21 protein-coding genes are annotated in these 24,520 nt (G+C 44.5%); 18 read left to right on the top strand and 3 right to left on the bottom strand.

Annotated features, from left to right (window positions below):
• Positions 1–264 precede the first annotated feature (264 nt).
• From K6V26_RS02870 to K6V26_RS02885, 4 genes are read left to right on the top strand one after another with little or no spacing between them, the layout of a single operon-like run.
• Positions 265–1,491, top strand: a complete 1,227-nt coding sequence (locus K6V26_RS02870) for a quaternary amine ABC transporter ATP-binding protein (protein WP_224264555.1) — start codon at positions 265–267, stop codon at positions 1,489–1,491.
• Positions 1,488–2,303 carry an ABC transporter permease gene (locus K6V26_RS02875; RefSeq protein ID WP_224264556.1) on the top strand — a complete coding sequence of 272 codons (816 nt, stop codon included), beginning with the start codon at positions 1,488–1,490 and terminating at the stop codon, positions 2,301–2,303. The genes K6V26_RS02870 and K6V26_RS02875 overlap by 4 nt, the downstream gene beginning before the upstream one ends.
• 33 nt (positions 2,304–2,336) lie before the next feature.
• Positions 2,337–3,275, top strand: coding sequence for a glycine betaine ABC transporter substrate-binding protein (locus tag K6V26_RS02880; RefSeq protein WP_224264557.1), 939 nt, complete (start codon positions 2,337–2,339; stop codon positions 3,273–3,275).
• Entirely contained in the window at positions 3,223–3,999 is a 777-nt protein-coding gene (locus K6V26_RS02885) for a GDSL-type esterase/lipase family protein (protein ID WP_374692879.1), read from the top strand. The genes K6V26_RS02880 and K6V26_RS02885 overlap by 53 nt, the downstream gene beginning before the upstream one ends.
• A 492-nt stretch (positions 4,000–4,491) precedes the next feature.
• Here K6V26_RS02885 and K6V26_RS02890 read toward each other — a convergent pair whose 3' ends face one another.
• Positions 4,492–4,974 (bottom strand): ferritin, encoded by a 483-nt coding sequence (locus tag K6V26_RS02890; RefSeq protein WP_007659422.1) that lies wholly within the window; start codon positions 4,972–4,974, stop codon positions 4,492–4,494.
• A gap of 154 nt (positions 4,975–5,128) precedes the next feature.
• On the opposite strand from K6V26_RS02890, the gene K6V26_RS02895 reads away from it, so the two are divergent.
• From K6V26_RS02895 to K6V26_RS02915, 5 genes are all read left to right on the top strand, one after another.
• On the top strand, positions 5,129–6,613 hold the full coding sequence (locus K6V26_RS02895) for a DUF4153 domain-containing protein (protein ID WP_224264558.1): 1,485 nt from the start codon (positions 5,129–5,131) through the stop codon (positions 6,611–6,613).
• Positions 6,614–6,771: 158 nt separating this feature from the next.
• Entirely contained in the window at positions 6,772–7,992 is a 1,221-nt protein-coding gene (locus K6V26_RS02900; RefSeq protein WP_007659426.1) for a sugar MFS transporter, read from the top strand.
• Positions 7,993–8,686: 694 nt separating this feature from the next.
• Entirely contained in the window at positions 8,687–9,241 is a 555-nt protein-coding gene (locus tag K6V26_RS02905; RefSeq protein WP_007659429.1) for a hypothetical protein, read from the top strand.
• A gap of 49 nt (positions 9,242–9,290) precedes the next feature.
• Positions 9,291–9,812, top strand: coding sequence for a hypothetical protein (locus K6V26_RS02910; RefSeq protein ID WP_224264559.1), 522 nt, complete (start codon positions 9,291–9,293; stop codon positions 9,810–9,812).
• Positions 9,813–10,179: 367 nt separating this feature from the next.
• The gene (locus tag K6V26_RS02915) at positions 10,180–11,175 is read left to right on the top strand and encodes an IS110 family RNA-guided transposase (RefSeq protein WP_046145281.1); all 996 of its coding nucleotides are present in this window, start codon (positions 10,180–10,182) and stop codon (positions 11,173–11,175) included.
• A gap of 177 nt (positions 11,176–11,352) precedes the next feature.
• Here the strand turns inward: K6V26_RS02915 and K6V26_RS02920 are convergent, their stop codons facing one another.
• A complete protein-coding gene (locus K6V26_RS02920) occupies positions 11,353–12,186 on the bottom strand; it encodes an OmpA family protein (protein ID WP_007659432.1) in 834 nt (277 codons plus the stop codon).
• A gap of 95 nt (positions 12,187–12,281) precedes the next feature.
• Here K6V26_RS02920 and nrfH point away from each other — a divergent pair, with 95 nt between their 5' ends.
• The 7 genes from nrfH to K6V26_RS02955 all read left to right on the top strand — a co-directional run bounded on the left by nrfH (position 12,282) and on the right by K6V26_RS02955 (position 19,951).
• Positions 12,282–12,869 (top strand): cytochrome c nitrite reductase small subunit, encoded by a 588-nt coding sequence (gene nrfH, locus K6V26_RS02925; RefSeq protein ID WP_010800218.1) that lies wholly within the window; start codon positions 12,282–12,284, stop codon positions 12,867–12,869.
• 25 nt (positions 12,870–12,894) lie between these two features.
• Positions 12,895–14,379 carry an ammonia-forming cytochrome c nitrite reductase gene (gene nrfA, locus K6V26_RS02930; protein WP_224264560.1) on the top strand — a complete coding sequence of 495 codons (1,485 nt, stop codon included), beginning with the start codon at positions 12,895–12,897 and terminating at the stop codon, positions 14,377–14,379.
• 2 nt (positions 14,380–14,381) lie between these two features.
• Positions 14,382–15,653 (top strand): cytochrome c biogenesis protein ResB, encoded by a 1,272-nt coding sequence (locus K6V26_RS02935; RefSeq protein WP_224264561.1) that lies wholly within the window; start codon positions 14,382–14,384, stop codon positions 15,651–15,653.
• A gap of 3 nt (positions 15,654–15,656) precedes the next feature.
• Complete coding sequence (ccsA, locus tag K6V26_RS02940; protein ID WP_224264562.1) at positions 15,657–16,451, top strand: cytochrome c biogenesis protein CcsA; 795 nt, start codon at positions 15,657–15,659, stop codon at positions 16,449–16,451.
• Between the two features lie 37 nt (positions 16,452–16,488).
• Positions 16,489–17,799 carry an alginate export family protein gene (locus K6V26_RS02945; protein ID WP_224264563.1) on the top strand — a complete coding sequence of 437 codons (1,311 nt, stop codon included), beginning with the start codon at positions 16,489–16,491 and terminating at the stop codon, positions 17,797–17,799.
• A 64-nt stretch (positions 17,800–17,863) separates the two neighbouring features.
• The gene (locus tag K6V26_RS02950; RefSeq protein WP_010800213.1) at positions 17,864–18,529 is read left to right on the top strand and encodes a Crp/Fnr family transcriptional regulator; all 666 of its coding nucleotides are present in this window, start codon (positions 17,864–17,866) and stop codon (positions 18,527–18,529) included.
• An 81-nt stretch (positions 18,530–18,610) separates the two neighbouring features.
• The gene (locus K6V26_RS02955; protein ID WP_224264564.1) at positions 18,611–19,951 is read left to right on the top strand and encodes a sigma-54-dependent transcriptional regulator; all 1,341 of its coding nucleotides are present in this window, start codon (positions 18,611–18,613) and stop codon (positions 19,949–19,951) included.
• Between the two features lie 47 nt (positions 19,952–19,998).
• Here the strand turns inward: K6V26_RS02955 and K6V26_RS02960 are convergent, their stop codons facing one another.
• The gene (locus K6V26_RS02960) at positions 19,999–20,667 is read right to left on the bottom strand and encodes a chloramphenicol acetyltransferase (RefSeq protein WP_224264565.1); all 669 of its coding nucleotides are present in this window, start codon (positions 20,665–20,667) and stop codon (positions 19,999–20,001) included.
• Between the two features lie 858 nt (positions 20,668–21,525).
• On the opposite strand from K6V26_RS02960, the gene K6V26_RS02965 reads away from it, so the two are divergent.
• Positions 21,526–22,320 carry a DUF6261 family protein gene (locus tag K6V26_RS02965; protein WP_046147849.1) on the top strand — a complete coding sequence of 265 codons (795 nt, stop codon included), beginning with the start codon at positions 21,526–21,528 and terminating at the stop codon, positions 22,318–22,320.
• A 296-nt stretch (positions 22,321–22,616) separates the two neighbouring features.
• Entirely contained in the window at positions 22,617–24,386 is a 1,770-nt protein-coding gene (locus K6V26_RS02970; RefSeq protein ID WP_224264566.1) for a PAS domain-containing sensor histidine kinase, read from the top strand.
• Positions 24,387–24,520: the final 134 nt, after the last annotated feature.

The following is a 24,520-nucleotide window of genomic DNA, read 5'->3' on the forward strand; positions in this document are numbered from 1 at the left end:
GGCGAAAGCCGTTTTATTGTCCGGTAATATTTGTCCGACACGAGATGTTTTTAGCCTTAAATGAACTAAATCAAGGTTTACTTGTTGTAATAATGTAACGGTACTGATTCCGTTTACCACCAGGGTGTAAAAATTAGCATATAAAGTTTATTGTCAAAAAGTTATTCCTGATTCATTATGTGCGTCCGGGTACCAGATTGTACTTGTCTGAAAAAGCAGATCCGGACTATAACCACCGGGCATGAAATCAAAATAATTAGATATATGACGAAGATAGAAATAAAAAACTTATCTATCCTTTTCGGTTCTGAGAAGAACAGGGCGAAAAAGATGATACTGAAAGGTAAAAGTAAACAGGAGATTTTGAAAGAAACCGGATGTACAGTCGCAGTCCGTAACGCAAACCTGGAAATTGAAGAAGGGGAGATGTTCGTTATCATGGGATTGTCCGGTAGTGGAAAGTCTACTTTGTTGCGTTGCATAAACCGGCTGAATGAACCGACAATGGGAGAGATCCGTGTGAACGGGATCGACATAACACGTTCGTCTGATAAGGAATTATTACAGATACGCCGGAAAGAACTGGCAATGGTTTTTCAGCATTTCGGGTTATTACCTCACCGTACGGTATTAAGTAATGTTTCGTTCGGTCTGGAATTGCAAAGTGTTCCTAAAGAAGAGCGGGAGAAGAAAGCACAGGAGAGTATCGAACTGGTCGGTCTGAAAGGTTACGAAAATCAGCGGGTCGATGAACTGTCCGGTGGTATGCAGCAACGTGTCGGCCTGGCCCGTGCACTGGCTAATAATCCGGAAGTCCTTTTGATGGATGAGGCTTTTTCTGCATTGGATCCGTTGATCCGTGAACAGATGCAGGATGAATTACTTCTTTTGCAGGAGAAGATGAAGAGGACGATTGTTTTTATTACGCATGACCTGGACGAGGCGATTAAGCTGGGCGACCGTATTGCCATCATGAAAGATGGCGAAGTCGTGCAGGTCGGTACTCCGGAAGAGATACTGACTGATCCGGCGAATGCTTACGTAACACGTTTTACAGAAAGTGTGGATCGGGGACGCATCGTAACAGCTTCATCGATAATGCTTAAACAACCGATCGTTGTAAGGATTAAAAGAGACGGTCCGGAAGCGATCTTTCGTAAAATGCGTGAAAGACGATTGTATGCACTGCCTGTTATCGGGAATGACGATCAGTTTATCGGCGAGATACAATATAAAGATGTATTGAAATTGCGGAAAGAGGGAAGCAAGGATGTCAGTTCTATCGTACAGAAAGAAGTACCTTCTGTCCTTGAAAATACTACGGTGGAAGATATGCTTCCTTTACTTCCGAAAGTACGGCAGGCTTTACCTGTTGTCAATGAGGAAAATCGGTTGGTGGGTGTTGTCTCTCCTTCCGCTATCATCATTGAGATGACCGGGAAAGATCAGAAAGAAATAGAAGAAATAATTCAAAACGCAATAGATTTATGATTAATATCGGGAAATATATAGAAATCGTCATCAACTGGATGACGGAGCACTGGGCACATTTTTTTGATGTCATCAATAATATTATCGGTGGTTTCATCGAGACCTTTCAGCATGGATTGTTATGGATACCTTTTTACATTATGATTCCGGCCTTAACGGTACTGGCCTGGTATAAAGCCGGTAAAGGGACAGCTGTGCTTACGTTGCTGGGACTTTTCCTGATCTACGGGATGGAATTCTGGGAACAAACGATGCAGACCGTAGCATTGGTTTTATCGTCTACCGTAATCGCTCTCATCCTGGGTGTCCCGCTTGGGATATGGACGGCTCAAAACCGCATTGCCGCCAAAATAATTCGTCCGGTTATGGACCTGATGCAGACAATGCCGGCTTTTGTTTACCTGATCCCGGCTGTCTTGTTCTTCGGGCTGGGACCTGTGCCGGGTGCTTTTGCCACGGTGATATTTGCCATGCCGCCGGTTGTCCGTTTGACGGATTTAGGAATACGGCAGGTTCCGGAGGATATCGTTGAGGCGACACGCTCATTCGGAGCGACTTCCCGCCAGCTACTTTTCAAAGTACAGCTGCCGTTGGCGTTGCCGACGATTATGACGGGAGTGAATCAAACGATTATGATGGCATTGTCTATGGTGGTGATTGCTGCAATGATCTCCGCCGGAGGTTTGGGGGAGATCGTATTGAAAGGTATTACCCAGATGAAGATCGGTCTCGGATTTGAAGGCGGTATTGCCGTTGTGATTCTGGCCATTGTACTGGATCGTATAACTCAGGGGTTTGTTCGTAAGAAATAAACCTGCGTGATTAACTGTAAAAAGAAAAATTGTATGAGAAGATTATTTATACTTATCAACCTGATCCTGCTCCTGGCTGTGCTCATGTTCCTTGCCGGTTGCAGTCGTGCCAAAGACCCGAAGGAGATTTCGATCGGCTATGTGAACTGGTCGGAAGGCATCGCCATGAGTTACCTGGCAAAGGCAATGCTGGAGGAACAGGGATATAGAGTGACTTTGAAGAATGCCGATATCGCTCCGATCTTTACCTCCGTCGCTGCCGGTAAAGTCGATCTGTTTCTGGATGCGTGGCTTCCGGATACGCATGTCGACTATATGAAAAAATATGGCGACCGTCTGGAAACGATTGGTGTTCCGTTTGAAAAAGCCCGTTTAGGACTGGCTGTTCCGTCTTATGTAACGATCAATACGATAGAAGAACTGAATGCGCACAAAGAACGTTTCAAAAATGAAATTATCGGAATCGATATCGGTGCCAGTCTGATGAACCTGACGGAAAAGGCTGTTGATGAATACGGATTACAACTGGCATTGATGCCTTCCAGCGGGCCTACCATGACGGCGTTCCTGCAAAAATCGGTTGAACATAATGACTGGATTGTCGTGACAGGCTGGACGCCTCACTGGATGTTTTCCCGTTATGACCTGAAATTTCTGGAAGACAGTAAAGGTGTGTTCGGTAATGCAGAACATATCGAAGCCGTTGCTACTAAAGGCTTTTCCGAAACTCACCCTTACGTTGCGGCTTTCTTTAAAAACTTCAGGTTTACCAATGAGCAGCTGAGCGAACTGATGGATATAATGGAAGAGTATCCTTTACGTGAATCGGAGGGAGCAAAAGTTTGGCTGCAAAAACATCCCGAAATAGTTGATTTATTTTTACCTTCGCAAACGAATAAATTAACTCAGCTAAACGAATATGAAACAGATCGCGAAAATAGCCTGCCTGTTGTTGGGACTGGCGATAAGTAGTCCTTTTATGAAGGCGGAAAGTAAAAAGAATATGAACATCGTATTTATAGGAAACAGTATTACCCAGGGAGCGTTAATCGCTACTCCGTCACATGACGCTCCTCCTGTAAAAGCCGCTTTATACTTAACAAAGCAACCGTCGGTCGCTTCTGTCAAATACTCCAATCAGGGAGTAAGCGGCTGTACGACTACCGATTATCTGCCGACAACGGAAACACTTTTCCCGAAGGCAAAGGAGGCTGCCGATAAGTTTGCGGACGAGACTTGGGCGACCCTTGTCTTTTCCATTATGTTGGGGACGAACGATAGCGCGATTACAGGTCCGAACGGTGCACCGGCCTCTCCTGAAAAATATGAAGAAAACATGAAAGCTATTATCAACCAGTTACTAGCGTTGTATCCCAGTTGTAAAATCGTTTTACATCGTCCGGTATGGTACAGTCCGAATACATATAACGGCGCTATGTATCTGAAAGAAGGTTTAAACCGTCTACAAAGTTATTATCCGGTATTGCAATCGTTGGTCGAAGAGTATGCCAAACGTTTTCCCTGCCAGGTGTTTATGGGAGATACGGAGGCATTCGACTATTTCAAGGCCAATTATCTCACGGATTTAATACCGGAAGAAGGTAATGCCGGTACGTTCTATCTCCATCCGAACGAAAAAGGGGCAGCCGTATTGGGGGAATATTGGGGAAAGGCGATAATGAAGGTAGTAGAGTAAATATAGAAATAATTGAACCTACTTTTCCCTTGATGGAAAAGTAGTCAAAAGATCAAGGCTTAACCGGCTTCACTGCTTCGGTGAAAGACTCCGCTGAAAAATCCGAAACTCGCTTCGCTCAGACAACGGATTTTTTTAACCGCTTCGTCTTCCCCCTTCGCGGACGTTCATCCGCTTAGGCCTTTCCTAGGAAGCTGTGCTTCCTCTTAAGATGGCCGATACCGGTACTTATAGAACAAAAACTTTTGGATTTAACAGGTAGTATCGGCAATCTTAGGAGAACGCAAAGCGTTCTATGAAAGGCCTCATCTGGTGAGCGTTAAACGAAGCATCCGCAGTGAGCGCCCGGAGGCTGTGCTGTTTGAGCGCAGCGAGTTCACAGACGACAGCGAACGTAGGAGGCTGAGTAGCGAGGCGGATGCAGCCTTGAACTTTTGGTTACTTTTCTATCAAGAGAAAAGTAACATTCAAACCTGATAATATCTGAACCAATTATCTCTTACCCAAATGATGATCCATGATTGCCACATGATGTTCACCGTAGAGTTTTAGTTTTTCAACGATGTTTTTGGCGGTTGCTTCTTCTTCTACCTGTTCGCGTACAAAACCCCAAAGGAAATCTTGTGTCGCCTTGTCGTTTTCTGCATGTGCGATGTCTACCAGTTTGTCGATTAACTCGGAAACATGAACCTCATGCTGGTAAACATGTTCGAATACTTCCAGCGGTGTGCCGAAAGCTGTCGGAACAACATTGATCTGTTCCAGTTTCACCTGTCCGCCACGTTTTACAGAATAATCAATCATTTTATAGGCATGCTCGAGTTCCTCTTCCGATTGTTTTTTCATCCAATGGGCGCAACCGTCCAAACCTATTTGAGCAAAATGAATGTACATGGACAGATAGAGATTGGAAGACCACATCTCTGCCAGTATCTGTTCGTTCAGAGCATCGGATAATTTTCTACTTAAAGTCATAGCTGTATGTTTTATATTACGTTTATTGATTTTATTAATAAAACAAACAGTTATGGAATTTGTTCTAATATGTGTTTATTTATTTCGTCTCTCATCGCTTTTATGTAATAAGAAGTTCTTATCTTCGTTTCTATCTAATAAACGTTGAATCAATATGAAAAAGAAAATAGAGGTTCTCATAAACAGGTTGAAACTGGCTGTCAGGAAACATCCGGTGGAAGTTGTGTTGTCAGTCGTTTTCAGTCTGGCAGGATGTGTCTATTTCGAGTATGCATTCGGATATTCTTTTTTGGCGGCGCCGCTGGCTTATTTTCCGGTCCTGTTCCTGATAACCTATATGCTGAACGGACTGACCGTACAACACAAACTACGGCCGTTGTATTTCTTATCGGCTTTCTTTTTTATTCCTTTTTTGTGGCTGGATAAGGATGAGATATGGGAACCGACCTATCTGGTTTCATTGATTGTAGTGCAACTTCTCTATCTGGTTAGCGGCTGGAAACGTGATAATGATGAGTTTGTGCGTGTCGGGTTGCGTTATGTGAAGTCTTTGTTGTCTGCCGGATTACTGGCGGGGATTGCTTATTTGCTGGCAATTTCGATCTATACATCCATACAATACATCTTTGAGATATGGGAAAACAGTTACAGGAGTTTCTATACCGACTCGGCTTACCTTCTTTTTATGTGTGGGATGCCTTTGTTGTTCCTCATGTTCAATCAAGAAAGGGAAGAAAAGGAGGAGAGCCGTAACCGGCTGTTTGAAGTGCTGCTGAATTATGTGCTTTCGCCGGCTTTGCTGATCTATGCGGTCATTCTGTATCTTTATTTTATTAAGGTAGCGGTTCTCTGGTCGTTGCCGAAAGGGGCGGTGGCTTATATCGTTGTCAGTTTTGTTTCTGTCACTTTTATTCTGAAAGGTTGCCAGGTCTTTCTGACGAAGAGGTATTATGATTGGTTTTATAAACAGGCCAGTTTTGCCGTATTGCCCGCTTTGGTGATGTATTGGGTGGGTGCTTGTTATCGTATCAACGAGTACGGATTTACAGAGCCGCGTGTGTATCTGGTGGTAGTCGGGTTGATACTGACTTGTCTGGCCGTTTTATTCTTTACCAAACAGTACGGCCGTTATCTGTATGCTTCCTGCCTGGCGATCGTCTTCTTGTCGGTGGTTACTTATATACCCGGAATCACGGCAAAAGATATTGAACGGATTTCGCAAACCGGACGGGATAACTACTCTCCGGAAGATAAGAGATATGACTATCAGGCTTATCTTGAGATTGATAACGGGGAGCCGGTGGATATTTCGGGTTATCAGTTTTTAATGCCGGTTGCCGGATATAAAAATCCCGATAAAATGTGGACAACGACAGAGCGGGATACTTTTTATCTATTCAACCATAAAGGAGATACTATCTACCAGGAGAGCTTGACGACATTCTGGAACAACCAGCTGGCAAAAGCCGGGTTGACTCCTTATGATTCTGTTCCTGAAAAGATGTTCCCTGTTTTACTTGAGTTCGATATGGATTCGGCAAAGTTGGTTTTTAATACGATCAATTTATACCGTAACGCTCCGGACTCTGCTTACCGGATTTCCTATTTTAATCCGAATTATTATCTGAAAAAGAAATAACCGGTCAGGACCTCCAATATCTGCGAGGTCCTGATTATACATAGTTTATTGGCAGAAAAGAATTACCTTTGCAATCTGTTAAGTCATTTCCGGCGCCATATCCGCGGAGAAATGGCAATTGATGGACTGTATTCAATTACCCGAATCAAAAGAATCTGATGGAAAAGAAAAACAAACAAAGCTTATTTGCTGCCCCCAATGGAAAATCATATCTCGTTCCATTCATACTTATCACCAGCCTGTTCCTGTTGTGGGGATTTGCGCATGGTTTACTGGACGTACTGAATAAACATTTCCAGGGCGCTTTCACGATGACGAAGGCGGAGAGCGGCCTGGTGCAGTTTTCCACTTATATCGCTTATTTCCTGATGGCGTTGCCTGCCGGAATGTTTATGAAGCGTTACGGTTATAAGAAAGGTATTATTTTGGGATTGTTACTTTTTGCTGCCGGGGCTTTCGCTTTTATCCCTGCTGCCTTTTTGCATTCTGCGACTCCTTTTCTGGTCGCTTTATTTATCATTGCCTGCGGGTTGTGTATTCTTGAGACGGCAGCCAATCCTTATTCGACTATTCTGGGACCGACGGAGTCGGGTGCGCAGCGTCTGAATTTGTCGCAATCGTTTAACGGGTTGGGCTGGATACTTGGTCCGCTGGTTGGTGGGGCTTTAATCTTCGGAGGTGCGCAGGATGACCCGTTTACCCTGACGAAACCTTATATTCTTGTGGGCGGTATCGTTTTATTGGTAGCTATCCTTTTCTTTTTCACTCGTTTGCCGGAGATAAAGGTAGAGGAACAGGAGGAAAATAGACTTGATACAAAACTCCCCGCCACTTCGATGTGGAGGCATGGGCAGTTTGTACGGGCGGTGATTGCCCAGTTCTGTTATTGTGCGGCGCAAACCGGTATCTTTAGTTTCTTTATTAATTATGTCACGGAACTCGACCCGCAGATGACGAATATCGAAGCCTCGCGGATACTTGCGTTTGGCGGGATGGCTTTATTCATGATTGGCCGCCTTTCCGGAAGTTTTACGATGAAATGGATGGCTCCGGGAAAATTGCTGACCTGGTTTGCTTTGGCTGATGCCATCTGCATGGCGTTGGTAATTGTTTCTGCCGGAACGATATCTTTGTATGCGTTGTATATTTCATTCTTCTTTATGTCCATCATGTTTCCGACAATCTTTGCGTTAGGTCTGGAAGGGATGGGCGCTTATACCAAAAAGGCATCTTCCTATATCGTGATGGGAGTGGCTGGTGGCGCTTTCAGTCCGATGCTGATGGGATATATCGGGGAAAACAATATGGCAATCGGGTTCTTTGTGCCGTTGATTGCATTTCTGTATATTCTGTATTTTGCAATAAGATGTAAGAAGTAGAATTATCTTTAATTCTACTATCATACTATCACTGGTTGATATAAATATCTGATTATAAGCATTATAATCTATGATAGTAGGTGCTTTTAACTATCATTTATCTATCATGCAACCATCATTTTAACTCTATTTTAACTAAGCAGCCATCTTTTTGACCTTAAAAAGATGACTGCCCGGTTACATGCTGTCTCTCATAATTCGTTAGTCTACTACTTTTTTATCCCAAAACAATGACTTAATTTCACCCGAATACAGACTTTTTGTTGCCGGGATGCCCATCTTACCCTGTTTTACACCCCCATCTTGACGATGCGAACACCCGGGTGTCGAAGGTGTCAAGACCCGGGTGTCAAGCAATATATGTTACTATGTTGTTGATTTTTAGCTATATATTTATCCAAAAGAAGACGTTTCCTATCTTACTTTTTAAGCGGGTATGATAGTTGCATGATAGATATATGATAGTTAAAAGCACTTACTGTCATAAGATAGGGTGTTGATAATTATGTATTTATATCAAATAATGATAGTATGATAGTAGATGATAAATATTTAATGATAAATAATATTAGGGGGAGTCTTTTTTATATTTTATTATCACTGCCTCATACAATAATTTATTGATTATCACTCACGCAATATGAAACAAAGGCTGGCGTTTAATGGATAGAAGTATTTAAAATGTGAGAATGATATGAGAAATCGAATGTTTGTGTTTTATCTATTATTGATGTTGACCTTGATGTCGTGTTCTAAGACTGAGATTGGTTTTAACGGTCAGGTTTATTTGTATTTGTCGGAGCCGGAAGTGAACCGGTATCCTGTAGAGAAAGGGGACAGTATCGTAGTGAAGGGATTTAATAGCTGGACTATCGGGGATGAACATAAAGGTATGCTGCCTGATAGTGTTGTGAAGGATTCGGGATACGATAAATCTTATGTTTATTATATCTGCGCGGTTACTGCCGAATTTAAGATGAATGAGGAGGATTTTATTATTATGTATGCTGATCAAAATACTAAATTGGGATATTCTTTTCCGGATATGGGTTATATTGGGGTTTCCAATACTGTAAAAGATTATGACAGTCTTGATGATTCATTTGTCATGAACACTTATCTAATCTATATTTCCCAGGAAAAGGATGGTAAAAAGATGGATATCTGGTATCCGTGTTCCCCTTTCGATTTGGAGTGGCATTGTTTTTCCTTTAAAGATATAGATGTAAAATCAAAAGAGGATAAATAGTTTGTTTTACGAATGAAAAGACTAGTATTTAATATTAAATTAAGGAATTATGAAGAATCTGTCATTTATTTATAGTCTGTTAGTTGTCTTTGCTTTACTCTCTTGTTCAAAGACAAAGTTTCAGTATGATAAAAAAATCTATTTATCGGAACCGGAGATAACCTGGTTTACATTTGATGATTATGACAGTGTGGCTGTCAAAGGATTTACGCGTTGTGAAGCTCTTGACGTGTGCAAAGGTGCACTTCCAGGAAATGTAGCAAAGGAATCAGGGTTTGATAAATCTTATTTGTATTATATATATGAAGCATCGGTAGAAGTGAAGGATAACGAAGAAAGTTTGGCTTCTTTCAGGGAATATACGAATTTGGGATATTCGACCAGAGAGTTTGAAAACAAAGGGATTAGTCAAGTAAGCGTATTGAAAGAAAATGGAGATAAATATCTAAAAACATCTACCTGTCTCATCCATATTTTTCAGGAAGTAGGAGGAGAAAAACAAGATATCTGGTACCCATATTCTCCCTTTGATTTGGAGTGGAGCTTTTTTTCGATTAAAAATCCACTATAGGTCAATAGAATAGCAGGACTGCTGCAAAAGTCCGTTTTGTCATGGCGGACTTGATCCGCCAACTTATACTAAATGGTGCATATCAACGTAGTATACAATCCCGGGTTAAGCCCGGGATGACAGACTGGATAGCGACTTTTGACACATTTACATTTGCAGTATTAAATATCCCAATAAAAATATAAGTGTATATTTGAAAAGAAGAGTTGCAGTGAACTAACTTTGACACTAGTCTTAAATGACTATGGGCTGAATCAGACTGCAACTCTCTTAATTGGAGAACCTAGCCAGTTAGAATTGTAGGCTCACGACCTAATAAATGTATTAGCTGTTTCTCCTTCATGTTTAATACTGTAAATACAAAGTTATGAATTATTCTCATTTTGTAGGTCTTGATGTAGGGAAAAAAACTTTCGATGCATCCTTAATGTCTGCGGACGAAAAAGAGTTGTCTCACAAGTCTTTTGATAACACTTCAGAAGGGATCCAATCTTTATTAGATTGGATAGCAGGTTATCATCTCTCTTTATCCAAACTCTTGTTCTGTGCTGAAAACATGGGAAGTTATGTCACAGAGTTATCTGTTTCCAGTGCCTCTATGGGTTTTTCCCTAGCTTTGGTTTGCCCGTTGACCATCAAGAAGTCCATAGGCTTGCAACGAGGCAAAAATGACCGCATTGACGCTAAAAGAATAGCGAACTATGCGGTATTACACTATCGAAAACTAGAGTTATACAAATTGCCTGACAAAGACTTGGTGAGACTGCGGGGATGGATTATTATACGTGACAATTTGGTCAAGCAAAAAGTATCAAGCATAAAGTTATTGGAAACATTCTCCCAGATGGCCAAGTTGGCTGATGTGACAGACTCCATTTCTTTTTTGGAAGAGCAGCTCAAGTCGATAAAAGAAAAGATCCTGCAGGTGGAAGAGGCTATGGAGCAACTAATAGCCGCTAGTTGTTCTCTTTGCACAAACTACTTGTTATTAAGAAGTATAAAAGGTGTAGGGATAATCAATGCCATTGTATTACTGTGTGTTACTAACAATTTTCAAAGATTTGACAACCCAAGGAAGTTTGCTTGTTATTGCGGGGTTGCTCCCTTTGAACATACTTCAGGTATTTCCATACGGGGAAAAACGCAGACTTCTCCATTGGCTAACAAAGAAGTAAAAGTGTACCTTACCCGGGCAGCTATTACTGCCATCTCTTGGGATCCGCAGATGAAAGCATATTATAAAAGGAAAATAGCGGAGGGGAAACATAAAGCATCTGTAATCAATGCTGTAAGAGCCAAAATCATAGCAAGGTCTTTTGCTGTGATACGAAGACAGACTCCATTTGTAACATTAGTCGTATAATAAAAAGGCCCTTAATTTCGAAAACATCTTAGGTTTAGGAAGTAGCTATACACTTCTGAAGAGTAATTATGTCTATATACGAACTTACCCAAGGATACGTTAATGTTCGTAAACTTGGGTAAGATTTTATAGATATTGTTTGGAGAGGACTTAGAATTCATTCCCGCTATTTATAGGTTATTGTAACATCTGATATAATTTATCCAGCTTCGGTGCCATAATAATCTCTGTCCGGCGGTTCTTGCTGCGGCCTTCAGCCGATTCGTTGTCTGCTACCGGCATATATTCTCCACGTCCGGAAGGTTGTATCTGTAACGGATTCACGCCGTAATCTTTTGTCAGGATGCGGACAACCGAAGTTGCACGGATTACACTCAGATCCCAGTTGTCTTTGAACTGTGCCGTGTTAATCGGTTTGCTGTCGGTATGGCCTTCGATATATACATCTATATCCGACTGCTTGTTGAGGACTTCCGCCAGTTTAGCCAATGCCTCTTTTCCACGTTTATCCACCCGGGCGCTTCCTGATTCGAACAATAACTTATCCGACATGGCGACATATACTTTGCCGTCTTTCTCCGTAACAGTCAGTTCCTCGCTGCTGAAACCTAATAAGGCATCCTTTACGCTGCTTAGCAGCTTTTGAACTTTTTCGTTCTGGGCATTAATCATGTCCTGCAATTCGTTAATTGTCCGTTCCCGCTCGTTCAATTCTTCCATCTTCTGGCTGAGGAGGGAGTTTAACTTTTCCTGTTGTGTCATGTTCGAATTCAGCATCGTCTGATAGTTGCGGATGTTGCTGCCCATCTTTGCCGTGTCTCGCTGGAGGGCGGCGAGGCGCTCGTTCAGTTTGTCACCGGCATCTTTGCAATCGACCAGTTGTTCCTGTAAAGCATTGCCGCGGCCGATGGCTTCGAGCCGCCCATTTTCGGCTTCCAGGTATTTTTTCTTCGTTACACACGAGGTGCAGATCAGCAGTGCGGAGACTGCCATGAATAAAACTTTTCTCATTTGTTGGATAATTTTCGCGCAATGTAATATTTATTACACTTTACCTGTACTCGATTTAAGATATTTGTCAAGAATTAAACTTTAATTAAGGCTGTATGAAGATAAAAGAGATAATAAACGCGATTCTTCCTTCCAGACGATGGAAATTATTTGCCATTGTCGCGAGCGGAGCGATTTGTGGTTTAGGCTTTTATACATTTTATGTATCGAGGGCCTGGAGTTACTTGTCTGATGAGCCGTCGACCTGTGTGAACTGTCATATCATGGGGCCTTATTATGCTACCTGGAGTCACAGTTCGCATAGCCGGAACGCTACTTGTAACGATTGCCATGTGCCGCACGAAAACGCCGCAAAGAAATGGTTTTTCAAAGGAATGGACGGTATGCGACATGCCGCTGTCTTTATGATGCGTGGCGAACCGCAGGTAATACAGGCTATCGACGAAAGCGCTGAAGTAATCATGAACAACTGTGTCCGTTGCCACACGCAACTGAATACCGAATTTGTAAACACCGGACGTATCGACCACAATATGGCGATGGCGGGTGAAGGAAAAGCCTGTTGGGACTGTCACCGCGATGTTCCGCACGGAGGTTCCAACAGCCTCTCGTCCACTCCTTCGGCCATTGTGCCTTATCCGAAAACCAATACGCCGCAATGGCTGAAAGATATGCTTAAATAAAACGAATAAATAAAAATCAACGAATATGGAAAAGAAACTTAAATCATGGCAAGGCTGGTTGTTGTTCGGCGGAACAATGGCCGTTGTTTTCGTATTGGGCGTACTCGCTGCCTCGATCAATGAACGGAGGGCCGAGATTGCCAGTGTGATGAATAACAAGAAAGTCGAGATTACCGGCATTGAGTCGGTAAACGAAAAGTTTGCCCCGAACTATCCGCGGGAATATGAAACCTGGACGCAGACGATGGATACCAGTTTTCAAAGCAAGTATAACGGAAACCAGATGGTCGATGTGCTGGCAGCCCGTCCCGAAATGGTTATTCTTTGGGCCGGATATGCTTTTTCTAAAGATTATTCAACTCCACGCGGTCATATGCATGCGATTGACGATATGCGTCATACCCTGCGTGTCGGCGCTCCGATGACGCCCGATGAAGGTCCGCAGCCGGCAACTTGCTGGACTTGTAAGAGTCCGGACGTTCCCCGTATGATGCAGGCGATAGGAGTAGATAATTTCTATAAGAGCAAATGGGCGGCAATGGGAACGGAGATTGTGAATCCTATCGGTTGTGCCGATTGCCATGAACCGGAGAATATGAATCTGCATATCAGTCGTCCGGCCTTGATTGAAGCATTCCAGCACCAGGGACGCGACATCACCAAGGCGACCCAGCAGGAAATGCGTTCACTGGTTTGTGCGCAGTGCCATGTGGAATATTATTTCAAGGGTGACGGCAAGTATCTGACTTTCCCCTGGGATAAAGGCTTTACTGTTGAAGACATGGAGGCTTATTATGACGAAGAAGGTTTCGCAGACTATACCCATAAACTGAGCCGTACACCGATTCTGAAAGCGCAGCATCCGGATTATGAATTGTCGATGATGGGTATCCATGCACAGCGTGGCGTATCCTGTGCCGACTGCCATATGCCTTATAAAAGCGAAGGCGGCGTGAAATACAGTGACCACCATATCATGAGCCCGCTGGCTATGATTGACCGTACCTGCCAGGTTTGCCATCGTGAAAGCGAAGAAACTTTGCGTAATAATGTTTACGAACGTCAGAACAAGGCAAACGAAATGCGTAACCGCCTGGAAGCCGAACTGGCAAAAGCACATATCGAAGCAAAGTTTGCCTGGGATAAAGGCGCAACGGAAGACCAGATGGCTCCGGTATTGAAACTGCTCCGTCAGGCACAATGGCGTTGGGATTTCGGTGTTGCTTCCCACGGTGGAGCATTCCATGCACCGCAGGAGATACAACGTATCCTGGGTAACGGCCTCGACAGGACCATGCAGGCACGTCTGGCTGTATCCAAAGTATTAGCTAAATTGGGTTATACAGATGATGTTCCGATGCCGGATATCTCGACAAAGGAAAAAGCACAGCAATATATCGGTCTGGATATGGCTGCCGAACGTCAGGCAAAAGAGAAATTCCTGAACACTGTCGTTCCGGAATGGATTAAGGAAGCGAAAGCAAACAAACGTTTGGCTGAAAAGATTTGATTATGTGGAAGCAACCCTGGGGATATGCAGAAGGATGGGCGATAAGTATCGGCCTGTTCATTACCGGAGTCATTCTGCAAATGACAACCGGGAAGGTGGACGCGACTCTTTTCCGGTATCCCCTGAACGCTATAGCAGGAGGAGTGTTCCTGTTTTTCTTGATAATGATATATGCCGCGAGCCGTAAAGCTGCTGTCTTGCAGTGGTTTTACAGCCTGACGGCGAGTATTACGTCTTTGACGGCCTGGATGGTTTCGGTTATCATCATGGGACTGACCCGACAAGTGGCTCCCTCCGCAACGGTTACTCACGGAGGACTACTGTCCGGGTTAGGTTTCATGCAAATGACGGTCTCGTGGCCTTTTATGCTGCTGTTCCTTTATTTTCTCTCCGTATTGGGGTTGGTGACGATTCGGAAGATAAGCTGTTTTAAATGGAAAGATGTTCCTTTTATCCTGAATCATGCCGGATTATTCATTACGTTGCTGGCAGCCATTTTAGGAAATGGTGACTTGCAACGTCTGCGGATGACGGTTCCGCAAGGCGAACCGGAATGGCGGGCAACCGACGAAGCCGGAGAAATGCAGGAACTGCCTTTAGCCATCGAACTGAAATCATTTACAATCGACGAATATCCTCCGAAGTTGTTGATTATCGACAATGCGGACGGTAAAGCGTTGCCCGAAAAGAATCCTGAAAACATCTTGGTCGAATCCACTCCTTTGTCCGGCAACCTGCTGGATTGGGAGATAGAAGTAACCGACCTGTTGCCGATGGCTGCCTGCGTCCCCGGAAAGGACACGGTCAACTTTGTCGCCTTTCATTCCGAAGGGGCGACAACCGCCTTATACGTAACTGCCCGCAATAAGGCAAGCGGTGTCGAAAAAAGCGGTTGGGTGAGTTGCGGCAGTTTCATGTTCCCGTACGTATCACTGCAACTGAATGAGGAGGTGAGCCTGGTCATGCCGGAACGCGAACCGAAACGCTTCGCCTCCGAGGTTTTGGTGTATACGAAGGAAAAGGAGCAGGTCGAAGCATTGATTGAAGTGAATAAGCCTTTAAGTATGGGAGGCTGGAAGATTTACCAGCTAAGCTACGACGAAACAAAAGGGAAATGGAGCCGCCTGAGCATCTTCGAGTTGGTGAAAGACCCGTGGCTTCCGTTGGTATATACCGGCATTCTGATGATGTTGCTCGGTTCCGTCTGCCTCTTCATCCTGGCACCCGGGAACAAGCCGGAACAGGCGGCCGTTAATGACACAAAAACAGTATAACGTATGGAATGGAATCATTTTATATATTTCGCTTTGCCGGCCGTATTCTGCTGGGGCATGGGAGCAATGGCGGCTTACCGGCCCGGCAAGTCGTTGCAGGTGGTTTTGTGGACGGTTGTCGGCCTGGCTATCTTTATGGCTTTTATTGTCGGGATGTGGGTGTCGTTGGAACGACCGCCGTTGCGGACGATGGGGGAGACGCGCCTGTGGTACTCCTTCTTCCTGCCGGTGGCCGGAATCATTACTTATATTCGTTGGCGCTATAAATGGATATTGTCTTTCAGTACGGTCATGTCGCTGGTGTTTATTTGTATCAACCTGTTTAAGCCGGAGATACATAATAAGACGCTGATGCCCGCCCTGCAAAGTCCCTGGTTTGCACCGCATGTGATTGTTTATATGTTTGCCTATGCGATGCTGGGAGCGGGGACCGTGGTGGCCGTCTATCTGCTGGTCCGGTCGCGAAAGAGGGCGATTGAGCCGGGTGTAATGAATCTCTGCGATAACTTGGTCTATGTGGGAACCGCTTTCCTGACTATCGGCATGCTTTTCGGGGCGCTCTGGGCGAAAGAAGCCTGGGGGCATTACTGGAGTTGGGACCCGAAAGAGACCTGGGCGGCAGCGACCTGGCTGGGCAATCTGCTGTATATACACTTCCGGTTTCAGAAGAACAAACAGTACAGGGCAGCCCTTGGAATATTGGTGTTCGCTTTTATCTTGCTGCAAGTTTGCTGGTTCGGCGTGAATTATCTGCCTTCGGCACAAGGCAACAGCGTACACGTTTACAATATGGAATAACAAATAAAAAGAAATATCAACTTAAAACATAAACGATATGAAGAAACGGGTGATTGTTTTTTCCGGGCTTCTGTTGGTAAGCTCGATGTGGATGAAAGCAGACGAAAATGAAACATCCAAGGATAAAGAGAATACATTCTCGATGAGTGCGCAGATACGTCCGCGTGCAGAGTACAGGAACGGAGTTTTAAATCCCCGTAGCGAAGGGCAGGAGCCGGCCGGCTTCATCAATAACCGTGCCCGCCTCTCCATGAATTACGAGCGGCAGAACCTCTCGATCGGCCTTTCCGCACAGCACGTAGGCGTCTGGGGACAGGACCCGCAGATCGACAAGAACGGCCGTTTCATCCTGAACGAGGCCTGGGCACAACTCGACTTCGGATACGGCCTCTTTGCTAAGCTCGGACGCCAGTCGCTCATCTACGATGACGAACGTATCCTCGGCGGACTGGATTGGAACATCGCCGGCCGTTATCACGACGCCCTGAAACTGGGGTATGAGAACAAACAGAACAAACTTCATCTCATCCTCGCCTTTAACCAGAACGACGAAACTAAAATAGGCGGCACCTTCTACGCCGAGGGCGCGCAGCCTTACAAGAACATGCAAACCCTTTGGTACCAGCATATTGGCAGCAAAGAATTTAAAGCCTCTTTCCTTTTCATGAACCTCGGACTGGAAGGCGGCGACCCGAAAGAAAAGGTTTCCGACACCCAGTTCATGCAAACGATGGGAGCAAACCTGTATTACCAGCCGGGCGACTGGACCTTTGGCGGTACCTTCTATTACCAGTCCGGCAAGAATGCGAAGAAACGTGACGTCTCCGCTTTCCTCTGGGCTTTGAATGCCGCCTATAAAATCAATTCGCAATGGAGCGCTGCCCTCGGCAGCGATTACCTGAGCGGTGCAGACAACACGGACGGTCCGGATGCCAAATACACGGCCTTCGACCCATTATACGGAACCCATCACAAGTTCTACGGTGCGATGGATTATTATTATGCCACCCCGTTTTTGCCGGGTTTCAATCCGGGACTTTGGGACAATCAGGTGAAGCTCGCCTTCAAACCGTCGAAAAAAGTCGACCTGTCGCTCGCCTACCATTATTTCTCCACCACAAGCGACGTGACGGTTAAAGGCAAAGACCTCGACCGCGGACTGGGTTCCGAACTCGACCTCCAGGTGGACTGGCAGATTATGAAAGACGTGAAACTCTCCGCCGGTTACTCCACGATGCTCGGAACATCTACGATGGAAGCCGTCAAGGGAGGCAATAAAGATAGTTGGCAAGACTGGGGATGGTTGTCGATCAACATCAACCCGAGAATATTTATTGCCAAGTGGTAACTTGCAGGTGTCGGAAATGTTCTTATCTTTGTAAGAAACATTTCCGACACTAAATCGATGCTGAATGAATATAACCGATATCTTTCAAATACCGTTGTTCCGGAATTTCACGCAGAAGATGCAGGAAGACTTCCTGGAAAATCTGGAATACACACTAGAGAACCATCCGAAAGGAAAAACGATTATCCACCAGGGTTCGCCGTGTCAGGCCATACACGTTCTGCTCGAAGGCAAACTGAACGTAGACGTAGTCGATGTCTCGGGAGGCGAAGTCAGGGTAGAGGTCATCAAAGCCCCGCGCACCTTTGCCACTCCGCATGTTTTTGCCGAAAAGAACCAGTTCCCCGCCACCTTCTCGGTCGAGGAAGATGTCGTCCTGATGAAGATTTCCAAAGATTCATTCTTTAAGATGATGCATTCGATGCCCGTGCTCCTTCATAACTTCCTTTGCGTCAGCACCAGTTGCAACAAATGCACCATGACCCGCCTGCGTGTCCTCTCTTTCCGCGGCATCCGCAGCCGTTACATCTATTATCTGATAGACCATCTGAAAGAGGGCGAAGACACGGTCGATATGGAGCACAACCAGGTGCAGCTTGCCGAGTATTTCGGCGTCACGCGGCCCGCCCTTTCCAAAGAAATCAATAAGCTCGTAGACAGCGGTTTCATCCGCATCTCGCGTAACAAGGTGAAGATACTGAACAAGCAAGCCCTTATCAGCATGCTATAAAATTCAGCATATTGCCCCGCATCCCCTTGCCGGAAAAAATAATCATCGTACATTTGCCTGCGTTACAGAATTGTTGAAAGTATGGGAAAAGTACTGATTATTGACGACGAAAAGCAGATTTTAGGTTTACTCTCACGTATTATCGGACTTGAAGGTTACGATGTGTTCCAGGCGTCCACCTGCCGGGCAGGTCTTAAACAACTGGAACAACACACCCCCGAAGTCATCCTGTGCGACGTCTGCCTGCCCGACGGCAGCGGCGTTGAACTTGTACGCGAACTAAAGAAGCTGCGTCCCCATTCCGAAATCATCCTGCTGACCGCCCACGGTAACATCCCCGACGGCGTGCAAGCCATCAAGAACGGTGCTTTCGATTATATCACCAAAGGCGACGACAACAATAAAATCCTCCCCCTGATCGCCAAAGCTATGGAGAAAGCCTCCGCCGCCTACTGTCAGGAGAAAGCTGCCGTTTCGCCGGTCGGCCGGCAATATTCGTTCGACACCATCGTCGGCAAATCGCCTGCCATACAGGAGGCGATCGCCCTGGCCCGCAAGGTGGCGCAAACCGATGTACCCGTGCTGCTGACAGGCGAGACAGGCACCGGAAAGGAAGTCTTCGCCCAGTCCATCCACCAACACAGTTCGCGCAGCGGAAAAGCCTTTGTGGCTATCAACTGCTCTTCTTTCAGCCGCGACCTGCTGGAGAGCGAGATGTTCGGCCATAAAGCCGGCGCTTTCACGGGTGCTTTGAAGGAGACGAAAGGACTTTTCGAGGAGGCCGACAACGGCACTATCTTCCTCGACGAAATCGGTGAAATGGCTTTCGACCTGCAAGCCAAGCTGTTGCGTATCCTGGAAACCGGCGAGTTCATCAAGATTGGCGATACACGTCCGCTAAAGGTCAACGTCCGTGTCATTGCCGCCACCAACCGCGATCTTTCCAAAGAGATTGCCGAGGGACATTTCCGCGAAGATTTGTTTTACCGCCTTTCCGTTTTCCAGATACATCTGCCGCCGTTACGGGAACGGTCGGAGGATATTCCGTTGCATGTGAAGGCGTTCGTTGCGGCTTTGTCGGCAAAGATGGGCAAGGAAATCCAGACGATTTCGCCCGATTATATCAACCTGCTGAAAAAATACGGCTGGAAAGGAAATGTCCGCGAACTCCGGAATGTGGTGGAACGCAGCCTGATTATTGCGGATGGCGATGTGCTGACACCGGATTCCTTGCCCCTGAACATTCAGCAACCCAATGCCTCGGCAAACGAAGCCTATGCCGGGTTCGACCTGAGCGGCGTTGAAAAAATGCATATACAGAAAGTCCTGAAATATACGAACGGGAATAAAACCGAAACTTCCCGCCTGCTGGGTATCGGGCTGACTACGCTGTATAGGAAGATTGAGGAATACGGGTTGTAGTTAACTATAACACACCCCCTGCCCCCTTCTCGAGAGGGGAGGGGATACTATCCCAGATAATTTTCCACCTTCTGATAGAACGTCGCCAGATGCGCCCCATCCACAAACCCGTGATGCACGTTGATCGCGACGGGGATAACCAGTTTTCCTTCCCTCGTCACCGCCTTTCCCACGTTCAGTAACGGGTAGCTGCTACCACTTTCGCGCTCCTGCGTATGTGTCATCGATGTAAAATAAAGGTCGGGCGTCGCGCTCACCAGAATAACACTGTACCGATTTTCTTCGGACGACAGGTTTTCGGCATTATACGGGTCTCCGTCCTCCGGGATAGAGGCGATGATACGTCGCGCCTCCCGATGGAAGTCCTCAAATCCGGTTATCCATGGAATCCTGACCGTAAAGAATTTCCCGTTCTCCTTCATCCGGATGGGGCATAAGACATCGACAGTCTCGAAATACATCACCTGCCCTTCGTTATCCACTCTGAAGCGCAACTCCTTAATCTCGTTTGCCGCCCGCAAGATGGCGTATAAATAATGTATAAAGAAGGACTGCCCGTTCTTTTTCGCTTTCTCTTTTGCCGCCGTGCATTCCACTTCGGAGGTAATAGTGATACACGGATTCAGGAAATTCCGGAAGAAATTAAAGTTATCTTTCCGTTCCCACGTTTCAATATCGACGATTTGTCTTTTCGGAAAGGCCGTTTGCTTATCCATTCTCTACTAAGTTTTATTGATTGGATGCAAAGATAGCTATTTCGTTTTGAAGGAATCTATTTTTTGAAAAGGAAGACTGAAAACTTATTGTAAAATCAATCAATACCGAAATCCTCATAAGATTGATTTTTTATTAATAAAAAAATATATATACTAATAGGGGATTTTTACAATTGAAACATGTTAAATCCTAAATGAATAACCAGCTTGTATCTATTGAAAAACAATCGTGAAAAGTGTTAAGTACGAATGACTAAATTAATCGTTCCTTTTTTCTAGTCACGTTTAAGTTTTTCTTTAGAAATAATCATATCCGATTAAATAACGCTCATTATGATAAGAAAATCAATCATTCTCTTTGATTTTTTTTGAAATAATATTTGTTTATTTAATTATTTTTCCTTCCTTTGCAATGACAGGAAAAAAGGAACGTTTTTTCTAGTCATTTTGCTGTTAATAAATATAAACGTAAATATAATTTGACCCCTTGACGGGCCATAACTTAAATCTAATAAAAATGAAACAAAGACAATCTGAACATCCTCCGGATGTTGATAAACAAAAGGAGGAAGCGAGAATAAAAATTAGAGATAACGATAAAATTGTTTTCAAGCAAATCATTTAATACTAGATATGCCGATTTTTTGTCGTGAGACACATACGGCAGCCAAAGCTTTCGATACTCGTATCGAAAGCTTTCTACACAACGAAGGCGCCCCCGATATAAGTATCGAACCAGTTTAAAGGGTTTTTTGTTTCATCGATATAAGTATCGGGGGATTGTGTCTAGAGCGTAATGTTATTGTAAAATATTGAAAATATTTTTACCAGGTACTAAAAGAATAGAAACACATACTTATGACTAAAATACAAACATTTGGAACAAAAACACGGTTGAAGAACAACGAAAGTCTAACGTTCGGTCGTGAAATAGAAACAGCTATCGAAGCCAAAGGCGACGATACACTGGAGATAACCGATATATTTCCCGATTATAAAGCAAAATTGCAGGCGTTCGATGATAGCATTGTCAACGTTGCCAAAAGTTCTATTACCGAACAGATGACTACGGGTAACAAACAGCGTGGTAACCTGCATGTTGCCATACTTATAGAAATAAGAAACGGATTGAGACACTTCGATCAGGATAAGCGAGACGGTGCTTTGCGTCTGAGCGTATTGGCTGATACTTTTACCGGTGCCCAACGGCGCTCGTTCGACGACCAGACAAGTTTCATCAATAACTTTTTGCAGGAACTGGCGTCCGATAAATACAAGGCGGACGCTACTCTCTTAGGTTTGGACGGCTGGATAGCCGAACTTAAAAAAGCGAACGACCTTTGTGCCGAACTGACATCGAAACGCTCGAAAGAACACTCCGAAAAGAGCGGAAAAGGAAGTACCGAAATGACACGTCCCATTTACGAGAAGGCTTATAACGCATTGGTGGAAAAACTAAATGCCCTGGCACTCGTCAAAGGAGATGATAAATACGCCGAACTGTTCGCATGGTGGAACGCGCGTATCGATCATTACCGTGTCGTCATCTCCGACAGCCTCGGAGCAGGCAAGGGAGGAAAGACAAGCACCGGAACTACCCGCCCGCCATCATCGGGAGGAAGTAGCGGTGGCGACCGTCCTGAAATTGAATAGGAGGTTAGGATTGATAAGGGGGGTAGGCGGAGGCCGCGAGGTTTCCGCCTGCATTTTTGATACGAATTTGATATTCCATATTATGTTTTTTATGTGCTATTTTTGTGATAGTCAATAAAAATCAATGGTTTTCATGGATTTAATTACAAATTATCTTTGAAGAATAGATTTATTACAATAACTTTGCAGATAATATAAAAGCAATGTTTTTCAACTATTCTTCATATGTGGATAAGATGAAACAGAAAATACAATGAATTTATTAAAAGGGTATAACTTGGGTCTAAAATAAAATTATGAAGCGCAACATCGGTATATTTATTTTACTGGAATATTTTACCGGAAAGATATATGCAGGGTGCATCTCTGCGATAAATATTTCTCCGGCAATAGGAAGGAATGTGTTTCGTGCTGAAAATTCTTCCATGCTGGAAAAGCCATTGAATTTTATCGAACATTATGACCTGCTGATATTCAGCCTCTATTTCCTTGCTTCCATCATTGTTGCACTACTTACAATCATCTATATCAGGCATATAAAATCGAAGATGCGGACCCGCGAATATAAATTGCTTCTTAAATACCGTGATTTATTCGACAACATGCCTATCCCATATTTGCGGTGTAAAATCCGGAGCGACAGGGAGGCGCCCGACCTTTTGGTGCTCGATGTTAATAAAGCTTTTAATGAAAAGGTACTGCCGAAAATAGATATCCTGCATAAAAATAGAGAACAACTGGAACAGACTTCATTGGGATCAATGGAGCGGTTTCTGGATATTTCTCAAGAAATATTGATTACGAAAGAAACGCATAGGGGTGAATATTTGATAAACGGATCTTATTATACAGTTATAATCCGTCTATCGGAAGAAGAAGATGTAGTGGATGTGTTCTTTGTCGATGTGACGAAGCTGAAAAATTACCGCGAAAATCTGGAACTGGTAAATTATAAACTGTCGATAGCGATAGAGGCTGCCAATATGGTCTGTTGGTATTACGATATAAAGAATGATATATTTTCCGTAAAAAAGATGATGACGGAATACGACCCGTTGACCGGAAAGACACACCGGAGGCTGGTCGAAGATAAAAACGTCTCGCTGGAAACGGCTTTGATGCTGGTGCATACCGATTTTCGTGATCAGGCGAAGGAGTTGTTCAGGCGATTAATCAGCGGAGAGATACGCAGGGGGCATCTCGAATACCAGTTGAGCGACCTGAATATCTATAACGACAAGGAAGTCTCATGGGAAGAGACGCTGGCTGAGGTCGAGTACGACAGCGAAGGGAATGTTATTGCCCTCGACGGCGTTTTCATGCCTATCACGGAACAAAAACTGCTGGAACAGAGCTTGCGTGACGCCCTCACTGCCGCCGAAGAGGCCAACCGGCTGAAATCTGCCTTCCTGGCGAACATGAGCCATGAGATACGGACGCCGCTGAATGCAATCATCGGTTTCTCAAATTTGTTGATTAACGTTGAGACGGAAGAGGAAAAGCGGGAGTATATCGGGATTATCGAAAATAACAACGCGCTGTTGCTGCAACTGATTAACGATATTTTCGACCTGGCAATGATAGATGCGGAAACGCTAGACTTTAACGAATCGAGGACTTCTGTCAACCATATTATCGACGAGATCGTGACGTCTGCCCGGATGAGGAACAGAAATAAAGATGTGCAGTTTATCGCCAGCAAAGGATTGCCGCAATGCTATATCGTCATCGCAAAACATCGTTTGGCACAGGTGTTGGAGAATTTGGTGAATAATTCCATGAAGTTCACGGAATCCGGGTCTATAACGGTCGGGTATGAGTATGAGCAGAAAGGGAACCTGTTGAAGTTTTTTGTCAGGGATACGGGTATCGGCATTCCTAAAAATAAGATGAAAGAAATATTCCATCGTTTCACAAAGTTGAATACATTTATTCAGGGAAGCGGTTTAGGCCTGAGTATATGTGAAATGATTGTCCATAAGCTAGGTGGTAGGATATGGGTGGATTCGGAAATAGACAGAGGTACCTGTTTCTGGTTCACCGTACCTTACAAATTTACCGAATAATATTTTTTTAGATTTTAAGTTATTAGGTCGTGAGACCTGCTGTAGCCAGATATGTCGTGAGATATAGGCTACCTTTACTTTTTTTAAAGCCCCGGGCCCTATACAAGCCGGGGCTTTATTTTTATATCTCTACT

It is taken from the genome of Parabacteroides goldsteinii (assembly GCF_020091425.1).
Lineage (GTDB): Bacteria > Bacteroidota > Bacteroidia > Bacteroidales > Tannerellaceae > Parabacteroides > Parabacteroides goldsteinii.